The sequence below is a fragment of the Pseudomonas marincola genome (assembly GCF_900116605.1).
GTDB classification, from domain to species: domain Bacteria; phylum Pseudomonadota; class Gammaproteobacteria; order Pseudomonadales; family Pseudomonadaceae; genus Aquipseudomonas; species Aquipseudomonas marincola.
Genome location: NZ_FPBC01000024.1, coordinates 18,113 through 27,825, shown reverse-complemented (window position 1 = coordinate 27,825; position 9,713 = coordinate 18,113). Strand labels below are relative to the sequence as shown.

Genomic DNA, 9,713 nt, shown 5'->3' with positions numbered 1-9,713 from the left:
TGATCAAACTCTTCAGTTCAATACTGCAATTAGGTTTTGAGAAAACCTTATAAACTTGGCTCAGCAATCGCAAAACTTACAAATTAATGTAAGGTAACTCTCGAATTAACGAGTGTTGCTTTGTGATGCTGATAATCTGTTGACTATCAGTCTTACCTCACAAGCACCCACACGAATTGCTTGATTCAGTTGTTAAAGAGCGGTTGGTTAAGTCTTTCGTCTCAACCGAGGCGCGCATTCTACAGCAGCCTCATTTTCTGTCAAGCTGTTTTTCGAAGAATTTCTTCAATCTACTCAACCACTTGCGCTTCCGATCAAACCAGCTTCTCGTCAGCGGGAGGCGCATTCTACAGCGTTCAAACTCGCTGTCAACACCTCGTTTTCTACCGCCTTCGATCACCGTGGCGATCCCTCTGAAAGACTTTAAAACCACCCTTCAGAGCCCGGCGCATTCTACACAGCTTTCGCTGTTTTGCAACCCCTCTTTTTAAGCTAACTTCTTGTTTTCTAAGAAGTTTTCCGAAGGGTCGACGCCGGAAGAGGTGCGCATTATAGGCACCTCAGTTTTGCCGTCAACTGCTAATTTCAGTTTTATGTCCAAGCGGTTGATTTTAAACCTGCTGTCATTAGATGACGCTCTGCAAACACTGGACTACGCTTACAGGACAATTGAGCAGTCGGTTGCTATAACTGTTTAAGTCGCCGGGGGGCGCGCTAGTGACTATCTATATTTCTCTGCTTGGTTCACTGCGACAGATTTGGTCGTCACATATAGCACCTGCGTATAGCAGCCCGTGCCGTCGCCCTGCGCTGGCACAGACAAACCAGGGCAAGAACTCACGTTCAGACTTCGCTCTGACAAACATGACAACAGCCATTGAGCAACTGTTCGCGGCTGGAAAACAACAAACCACTGTATATAAGCAAGGACCGCTATGCTAAAGCACTCATACAGGTATTTGAGTCTAGCCGTTGCCGCAGCCGTTCTCAGCGCATGCAACTCAATGGAGCCACAGCCCTACTCGGCTGATGACCAGCAAAAACGCATTCTCGAAGACCAGGCCAAGATGTACGAAGGCCAGCAAGCAGTGACTCACCCCATCAGCTTTTATGAAGCAGTGGCGCGCGCACTGAAATACAACCTGGATTACCGTCTTAAATTGATGGAGTCCGCCTTGGCCGCTGACCTGCGTGACGTCAGCAGCCACGAGATGCTCCCCCGCCTTGTTGCATCCGCAGGTTACGCAGGGCGCAACAATGACTCCGGTGGTACCTCGATTGGTATTGAGGATAGAGAAGAGAGCTTGCGCGCGTCGACGTCAGAAGAGCGTTATCGCACCATCGACAGCCTCGGGCTCAGTTGGAGCCTGCTAGATTTTGGTATGGCCTACTATCGCACCCAGCAAAAGACCGATCAGGTGCTGATGGCCGAAGAACGTCGCCGCAAAGTCGCGCAGAACGTTTTGCAGGACGTGCGTAATGCGTATTGGCGCGCACTCGGCGCCCAGCGCCTGTTGCCAGAAGTGAATGGCCTGCTCGAACGCACACAGAATGCGCTAGCAGCGGCGCGCTCGGCAGAGTCCAAAGGTCTGCTACCGCGCCAGGAAGCACTTGCCTATCAGCGCGCCCTGCTCGACTCCATCGACCTGCTGAGCATTCGTCGCCAAGACCTCGAATTTGCCCAGGCGGAACTCGCCGCTTTGATCTCACTCCCGCCTGGCTCGACACTTAAGTTAGCCGAGCAATCAGAGCCGGAAATGCCCGGCCTTAATGTCAATATTTCCCAGCTCGAAGAGAAGGCTCTGCAAAATCGGCCAGAGATTAATGAGGAGTGGTATCGCAAGCGGGTTAACGAGAACGACCTGAAAATTGCAAAAGCGCAACTGTGGCCAAATGTCGGGGTGAACTGGAGCTATCAGTACGACTCCAACGATTACCTGTACAACAACAGCTGGTCGCAAACCGGTATTCAGGTATCGATGAACCTGATGCGCCTATTGCAGTTACCCGCGCTCAACTCTGCAGAAGAATCACAAACCAAAACGGATGACATGCGCCGCCTTGCACTGTCTATGGCGGTGCTGACTCAAGTTCGCGTCGGCGCGCTGCGATATCAGTTATCGCATGAACAACTGGACTTCGCACAACAGAGTCTGCAAGTCGATGAGCGCTTGCTGCAATACGCTCGCGCCGCCAAGACCAGCTCTGTCGGCTCGGAGTTGGAAGTCATTCGCGCAGAGGGACGCTATCTGCTTTCGCGCTACCAGCGTGAGGCCGCTTATTCGAATACTCAGGCTGCCTGGGGACGCCTGTATAACTCGGTAGGGCTGGACATGATGCCGGAGACGATCAAGGACTATGACGTCAAAACCCTCGCCAGCGAAATCGAGCGCACGCTGAAACAACAGGAGCAGGTCAACCTACTGGCTGCCCAACAAGGAAGTGTCAATGTTCCACAGAAACCGTAGTCCACTGATGTTAACCGTACTGATGGCAGCAATAATGGTCAGCCCAGCCGCGACAGCCGAGCTGCCGGAGGTCATGGACAACCCATCGGCTATCCGTATCCTGCTCAGCTCCGAACTGGAAACCACATTATCCAGCCAAATGAACGGAACCCTCGGCGAGCTCAATGCATCGCTGGGCAAAACGGTCAAAAAGGGTGAGCTGATCGCAAGCCTGAACTGCCTTGAAGCGCAGGCCAGAAGCAAAGTGGCTAGCGCTGAACTGGCGATGGCGCGGCAAAACCTGAATGCCAAGAAAAGCCTGCGCAAGCTTGATGCAGTTGGCGATCTCGAAGTGGCCATTGCCTCGACAGAAGTACAAAAAGCCCAAGGCGCAGAGTCGATGGCCAAAGCCCAGAGCGGCTATTGCTCGGTAGTTGCACCCTTTAGCGGGCGAATTGCCAAGGTCTATGTGAAGTCTTATCAGACCGTGAGTGCAGGCACGCCCTTGTTTGATCTGGTCAGTGATGGTGCATTGAAGGTTCGCCTCAACGTTCCCTCAAGCCTGCTGCCTTCTCTGAAGGAAGGCATGGCGTTGACAGTGGATGTTCACGAAACAGGCAAGCGTTATCCGGCCCACATCAGCGCAATCAATGCCCGGGTCGATGCGGTCGCACAAACCATCGAACTCGAAGCCAGACTCGATCAGGAATACCCCGACCTGATTGCCGGCATGAGCGGCACTGCACGTATCCCAACACGCGATGAGTGAACGTCTTCCTCCCTCTCAGGTTTTACTTAGCCTGACGGCGCTGCGTGACCGTGCATTGGCGGCCACAACATTGAATGCCCTGGCGTTCTCGATGGCCAACGATGTTTATCCCCTGCTCGACTATCGCCAGGCGCTGGTCATGGCCAAGAAAGGTTCGGGGCTGGAACTCCTGTGCGTGTCGGGTCTGGCCAAGCCGACAGAAGACTCGCCCTACCTCATTTGGCTGGAGCGCGCGAGCCGCTGGCTGCTCACACAGATCGATGGCGACAAGCCTCAGTGGGTTTCCCGCTCAAACGTTACCCCACCTGAGGAAGTGGCTACCGGCTGGAGTGAGTGGTGGCCTGAAGGGGTCTATTGTGTGCCACTCAAAGACCCTTCAAATAACGTGCTCGGCGTGGTTTTCTTCCTGCTTGCACAGCCTCCAGCCGACGCACTCAGCGAGCTACTTGAGGGGCTGTGGCAAACGTGGGCGTATTGCTGGTCTGCGCTTACCGGCAGCAAGCGCCTGGCAGGCTGGCGTCCCAGCCGTATGCAGGTGATGATCGCCAGCGCAATCATCCTGGCACTGCTGCTGATTCCGGTTCGCCAAACAGCATTGGCACCTGCCGAGATCGTTTCGCGTAACACGCAAATAATCAGCTCACCGATTGATGGCGTAATCGCCAGCATTGATGTGCGTCCGAACCAGACGGTCAGCGCTGGCATGACATTGTTCACGCTGGACAAAACCACCCTCAGCAACCGCGCCGAAGTACTCGATAAGGAAGTGGCGGTGGCCGAGGCTGAACTGATCGCCGCGAGCCAGCGCGCCTTTGATAACCCGCAGAGCAAGAGTGAGCTGACCCTGCTCAATGCCCGCGTGCAACAGCGGCGCTCCGAGCTGACAGCCGTTGAGTCGCAACTCAAGCGCACTGTCGTGACCGCGCCTAGCCCCGGCGTGGCCGTTTACAGCGACCCGAATGACTGGATCGGTAAGCCGGTCTCCACCGGAGAGCGCATTCTTCAGGTTGCCGATCCAGACAAGCCAGCCATGCTGATCGAACTGCCTGTCGCCGATGCGATTGCCCTGGAGCCCGGCGCGGAAGTCACCTTGTACCTGACGACTTACCCGCTGCAACCCTTGCGCGGCAGCATTCTGGAAACCAGCTATAAAGCCAAACCCGGCGAAGACGGCGTGGTTGCCTACCGCTTGCTCGCCAGTATCGAGAGCGCAGGCGAGCACACACGTCTTGGCCTGCACGGCACCGCAAAGCTGTATGGCGACCATGTGATGCTCGGCTACTACCTGCTGCGCCGACCACTTTCCGCCTTCCGTGCCTGGACCGGTTGGTAATGGACAGCCCGTTTGATGCGCCTTTACCGGCGCTGCGTGACGATCTCAAACTCAGCGAGTCTGCGACCAGTACTGATGGTGAGCCGTCGTGGGTGATTCAAGACACCGTGATCAACCGGTTTTATCAAATCGGCTGGCTCGAGTTTGAGTGCCTGTTGCGTTGGGGCGGAACTGCCCGGCAGATCAGCAGTGAAATCGCCGAACAAACGCCACTTAACCCTGAGCCGGAGCAAGTCCTCGAATTTCGCCAGTTTCTTGAAGGCCACCAACTATTACGCCCAACGACTGCCGCAGTTGATCGCCTGCAAAAGCGCAGCGAGGGCAATGCATGGTTGAGCTGGAAATGGTGGCTGCATCATTACCTGTTCTTCCGCATCCCGCTGCTTCATCCGCAAAACGCGCTACGCGCTCTGGCGCAAAAACTGAATTGGCTGTTCACCCCGGCAGCCGTCGTTTGCATCATAGTCTTGAGCCTGACCGGAATTGTTCTGGTCATGCACCAGTGGGACACCTTCACCCACGACGTGGTCAATTCGTTCTCAATGGAGGGCGCGCTTGGCTTTGCGCTCGCTTTAATAGTCGGTAAAACCCTGCACGAGCTGGGACACGCGCTGGTCGCAACCCGCATGGGTCTGAATGTTGCGCATATGGGCATCGCCTTTGTGGTGATGTGGCCAATGCTCTACACCGACACCGGCGAAAGCTGGAAGCTGCGCAACCCGCGCCAGCGACTGGCTATTTCAAGCGCCGGCATCATGACCGAGCTTACTCTGGCCGGCTTGGCAACATTGGGCTGGGCGTTATGTGAGCCAGGCGCATTGCGCAACGCCTTGCTGTATCTGGCAACGACCAACTGGCTGCTCTCGCTGGCACTCAATGCCAGCCCGTTCATGCGCTTTGATGGCTACTTTATTCTGTGCGACTTGCTCGATTTTCCAAACCTGCACGAACGCTCATCGGCGCAGGCGCGGGTCTTTCTCAGACGTTTTATTCTTGGGTTCAAAGAAGACTGGCCGGAGCCGTTCAGCCCCTCACGCAGGCGCTTGCTGATCTGGTTCGCATTTGGCACATGGATTTACCGTCTGGCACTTTTTCTGGGGATCGCAATTGCTGTCTATCTACTGTTTTTCAAGGTGCTTGGCATCGCGCTGTTCATTGTCGAACTGGCTTGGTTCATCTTTATGCCGATATGGCGCGAAATGAGTTACTGGTGGAAGAATCGCCAAAGCATACGCAGCGACAGGCGCCGCTGGATGCTCGCGGTGCTCTTGGGGCTTCTGATTCTGCTCGCCCTGCCCTGGTCGTGGCAGATCCATGCGCCAGGCGTCGCCCGCGCTGAACAACAACTCACGGTGTACTCGCCCTTCCCAGCGCGACTGACTAGCGTCCATGCCAAAGGCCCGGTCGCTGCCGGAGAGACACTGGCAACACTTGAGCAACCCGACATCAACTCCAAACTGGCACAAAGCGAAAGCAGTATGCGCAGCTATCAAGACCGCCTCATCGGTTTGCAGGCAGTGCTTGATGGTTTGACTGAGCAGATGGCAACGCGACAACGGGTGATGGTGGAGTATGAGCAAGCCAAATCGGCGCGCTCAGAGATCGCCCGGCTTAACTTGCAGGCCCCATTCAAAGGCGAGTGGCGCGACATTGATGACAACTGGCGGCCAGGCCAATGGCTGGGCAGCAAAGAGGCGATCGGGGTATTGATTGATCCCTCCAGTTGGCAGGTCGACGCTTACGTGGCGCAGGATCAGGTGGCTAAACTAAGCCCTGGAAACAGCGTTCGCTTCTATCCGAAGGGGCAATTCGAAGCAATTGAGGGCAAAGTTGTTTCGATCAGCACCACTAAATCCAACTATCTCACCCACCCTGTTCTGGCGTCGCGTTACGGCGGGCCACTGGAAACAGCTGAGAACGAGCAAAATCTGGCACCGAAGAGTTCGGTTTTTCATGTGGTGATAACGCTGGAAAGACCGCCGCAAGGGCTGCAGGAGACACTCGGTGATGCGCAAATAAAAGGCGACAAACGCAGCCTTTTAGGCGATGCCCTCACCCATTTGCTAGCAGTACTGGTGCGCGAAAGTGGTTTTTAAATCCACTGCGCAACGCTCTGATAACAATAGCTTCAGGCACTTAGCGCTGCTAACCAATGCGGCCGCTGAGCCGTTCGGCGTGCCTGACTGCAACCTGGCTTACTTGGGTTAGGCTACTTGGGTTAGGCTACTTGGGTTGGCTACTTGGAGAAGAGATCGCCAACCGATGCTGCGGGTACATCGTTGCGGGCAACCTTGTCGGCAGATTGCTCTGTGGATGACGTGTTGGAGGCGTAATTGAAGCCCAACACCAAACCTGGAATCAGCAGAATGAGCAGATAACGAGCCATTGTATTTCCTCTGCCATGTCGTCAGCTTGCACACGCAAACAGCGACTGGATTTATTTTTGTTTGTGGAAATAGTGTGCCTATTACACAGTCGATAGATTTGACAAACAGCGCCACAATAATGGTAAACGGCGCCAAAATAAGCGCCATTCATCAGCATCAGGTCGCCGATAACAGTCTAAATATAGGCGTTAACTGGCTATCTGGCAGAGTAAATCAGGTGCGTGGGACACACCGGCAATGGCCAAGTGAGCGCATCGGACAATGCGCTCGAAGGGATACCCCAGCCCCGGCTGAGTCGAGCCAGGGCTGGGTTACAGCAATGTAGCGTTTAGCGTAAATCAGACATCCGCACGGCTTTAACACCCAATTGACTCTTGGCCTGTTCGATACGCGGATCATCTGGAGCAACCGTCATCAGTCGCTGCAAGTAGCCAATGGCCCCTTTACGATCGCCTGTTGAACCATGCAGATAAATCATTGCATAGAGCAGATCCGGGTCTTCTCCGGCTTGCTCCAAGCCAGCCGCTAATGCTTCCTTGGCCTCATCTACACGTTTCAGCTGCAGTAACAACAGCCCTTGATTGTAGCGAATTCGCGGATTCCCCGGCAGGCCTTGAGCCGCCTCGCCAAACCATTTCACCGCCTCTTCAGGCTTGCCGTGCTCAACCAGCAACAAGGCCAGCATATAAGCCAGATTGCCACGATCCGGTGCCGGGCTGTCCGGCAGCGCCAAGCCGTCACGCAGAGACTTCTCGGCCTCATCTGGGCGCAGCGAATTGTTAGCCAGGGTCACCAGATTGACCCGAGCCGGGGTGAAGTACGGGTCGAGCTTAAGGGCTGCCCGATACTCATCCATTGCTTCCAGGTCACGCCCTTCGCGCTCCAGCAGTACCGCAAGGTTAAGCCGGTTGCCAGGCAAACTGGCATTACTGCGCAGGCGCTTTTCGTAATCAGCCAGCGCTGCTTGGAAAGGCTCACGGCTGGCTTCTGGCAAGGCAATAGTCGGTATGCCGGCTAACGCCCGAACGGTCTCATCACGTACTGACTGCAGCGGATCATCGAGCAAGGGCAGCAAACGCTTAACCCGTTCAACGGGCGGCAACGTGGTAAAAGCAGACACGGCATAGTTACGCACTAACGGATTCTTGTCCTTTAGCGCCTGCTCGAGAGTTGGCAAAGCCGGGGCGCCGAATGCAGCAATCTCATCCGCAGCGGTCGCACGCACAATGGCAGGCTTACCCAGATCGGTGATGATCGCTGCGAGCTTTTCCATGGAGCCAGGTTGTCCAGTGCGCGCAGCGTGGAAGTCTTCGCCGTAATGGGGAGGACGCGCCGGGCTGCCAAACCAGCCCTCAATTGCCTTGCTCGCCCACTCGGGCTTCTGATCTTCATGGCAAGTTGTGCAGGCATCCGGGCTTGCTGTTTGTGCAGCGAGATCAGGACGCGGAATGCGCATGCTGTGATCGCGACGCGGATCGATGACCATGTAGGTTTCTTCAGGCATGTGACAATTCACGCACTGCGCACCAGCTGAGCCGACTTCGTGGTGGTGATGCTCCGGCGTGTCGTAATTTTTGGCCTGCAATGAAGGGAACCGCTTGGGTGGCGTTTCGGTATGGCACTGCATGCAAAGGCCATTGCCTTCGATTTTTACCTTGTTGGTATGCGGGTTATGGCAATCGGTGCAGGTCACACCCGCGTTGTACATTTTGCTTTGGGTGAATGACCCGTAGACATACACCTCGCCCTGAATCTGCCCGTCGGCGTGGTAGAGGTTTTCGCGCAAAGTAGAAGGCACGGCACTGTCGAGCAGCGGCTTGCCAGCGTGCGCATCAATACCGAGTGTTTGCCGGCGGCTGTGGCAGCTCGCGCATTGCTCAACCAGCCCCTGACTACCCAGTTTGGCATAATCGACCTGCAAGCCAATGTCTTTGAGAGCGCTGTATTCACCAGCAGGCTTACCCTCTTCTTTAGCCTTCTCCGCCCAGTCTACGTGAGCCTGTGCGGGGCCATGGCAACTCTGACAACCGACATTCTGCTCTTTCCAGGTGGTCGCGAAAGCATCGGCTTTATCGTCGTAATTGTTAAGGAGATTGGTCGAGTGGCAATCCGCGCACATGGCGTTCCAGTTCTGATAACGACCGGTCCAGTGCAGCGGGTCATCCGGGGTGAAGTGTTGGCCGGGATAGAGTGAGAACCAGCGTTGACCGCCTTCAGCCTTTGGCCGACTGTCCCAGGCAATAGTCAGGCTCTGCAGGCGTCCGCGAGACATCTCGACCAGATACTGCTGCAACGGACTGAAGCCGAAGGTATAGCGGATCTCGAAGTCAGTCGGCTTGCCATCCGGCCCTTCAGTGTTGACGAAAAACTTGTCTGCTTTCTTGAAAAAACGCGCGTTGACCTTGCCGTCAGTGAACTCAGCATTGGCAAAATCACCGAGCACGTTTTCCGGTGTCGCCAAGCGCATGGCCCACGCGTGATCGGAGTCTTTCCAGGCTTTGGTCTCTTCAACATGGCAGGCAGTACACGTTTGGGCGCTGGCATATCCCTCGGAGTGCTCGGCAAGCCCCGGCGCCTTGCCGGGCTCAGCATGAATGGCTTGCGTGAATAATGCACACAGCGCCCAACTCAGTGATATCAATCGAGCAGAAAACATCTCGGCATCCTTAAAATTTTTGCGTGACTGCTGGACACAGGTAGGCAGTCCCTGCCGTGCCATTTAAAACCACAATTATTAGCTGGGGACTAAATACAAAACCAGCCCTATTTGAGCTATC

6 protein-coding genes are annotated in these 9,713 nt (G+C 55.4%); 4 read left to right on the top strand and 2 right to left on the bottom strand.

Annotated elements, in window-relative coordinates; genetic code table 11:
- Window positions 1–935 precede the first annotated feature (935 nt).
- From BM395_RS22725 to BM395_RS22710, 4 genes are read left to right on the top strand one after another with little or no spacing between them, the layout of a single operon-like run.
- Window positions 936–2,468, top strand: a complete 1,533-nt coding sequence (locus BM395_RS22725; RefSeq protein WP_090515862.1) for a TolC family protein — start codon at window positions 936–938, stop codon at window positions 2,466–2,468.
- Window positions 2,449–3,216: an efflux RND transporter periplasmic adaptor subunit gene (locus tag BM395_RS22720; RefSeq protein WP_090515859.1), complete on the top strand. Its 768-nt coding sequence runs from the start codon at window positions 2,449–2,451 to the stop codon at window positions 3,214–3,216. Before BM395_RS22725 ends, BM395_RS22720 begins: the two co-directional genes overlap by 20 nt.
- On the top strand, window positions 3,209–4,549 hold the full coding sequence (locus BM395_RS22715) for an efflux RND transporter periplasmic adaptor subunit (protein ID WP_090515857.1): 1,341 nt from the start codon (window positions 3,209–3,211) through the stop codon (window positions 4,547–4,549). Before BM395_RS22720 ends, BM395_RS22715 begins: the two co-directional genes overlap by 8 nt.
- Window positions 4,549–6,645: a site-2 protease family protein gene (locus BM395_RS22710; protein ID WP_090515855.1), complete on the top strand. Its 2,097-nt coding sequence runs from the start codon at window positions 4,549–4,551 to the stop codon at window positions 6,643–6,645. Before BM395_RS22715 ends, BM395_RS22710 begins: the two co-directional genes overlap by 1 nt.
- Window positions 6,646–6,785: 140 nt before the next feature.
- On the opposite strand, the gene BM395_RS23430 is transcribed toward BM395_RS22710, so the two are convergent.
- Window positions 6,786–6,935, bottom strand: coding sequence for a hypothetical protein (locus BM395_RS23430; RefSeq protein ID WP_170860642.1), 150 nt, complete (start codon window positions 6,933–6,935; stop codon window positions 6,786–6,788).
- A 329-nt stretch (window positions 6,936–7,264) separates the two neighbouring features.
- Complete coding sequence (locus BM395_RS22705) at window positions 7,265–9,592, bottom strand: tetratricopeptide repeat protein (RefSeq protein ID WP_090515853.1); 2,328 nt, start codon at window positions 9,590–9,592, stop codon at window positions 7,265–7,267.
- Between the last annotated feature and the right edge of the window lie 121 nt (window positions 9,593–9,713).

What these genes read in the sequence shown, in the direction of transcription:
- BM395_RS22725 (WP_090515862.1), top strand. Translation starts at nt 936, where the DNA reads ATGCTAAAGCACTCATACAGGTATTTGAGTCTAGCCGTTGCCGCAGCC.
- BM395_RS22720 (WP_090515859.1), top strand. Translation starts at nt 2,449, where the DNA reads ATGTTCCACAGAAACCGTAGTCCACTGATGTTAACCGTACTGATGGCA.
- BM395_RS22715 (WP_090515857.1), top strand. Translation starts at nt 3,209, where the DNA reads ATGAGTGAACGTCTTCCTCCCTCTCAGGTTTTACTTAGCCTGACGGCG.
- BM395_RS22710 (WP_090515855.1), top strand. Translation starts at nt 4,549, where the DNA reads ATGGACAGCCCGTTTGATGCGCCTTTACCGGCGCTGCGTGACGATCTC.
- BM395_RS23430 (WP_170860642.1), bottom strand. Translation starts at nt 6,935, where the DNA reads ATGGCTCGTTATCTGCTCATTCTGCTGATTCCAGGTTTGGTGTTGGGC.
- BM395_RS22705 (WP_090515853.1), bottom strand. Translation starts at nt 9,592, where the DNA reads ATGTTTTCTGCTCGATTGATATCACTGAGTTGGGCGCTGTGTGCATTA.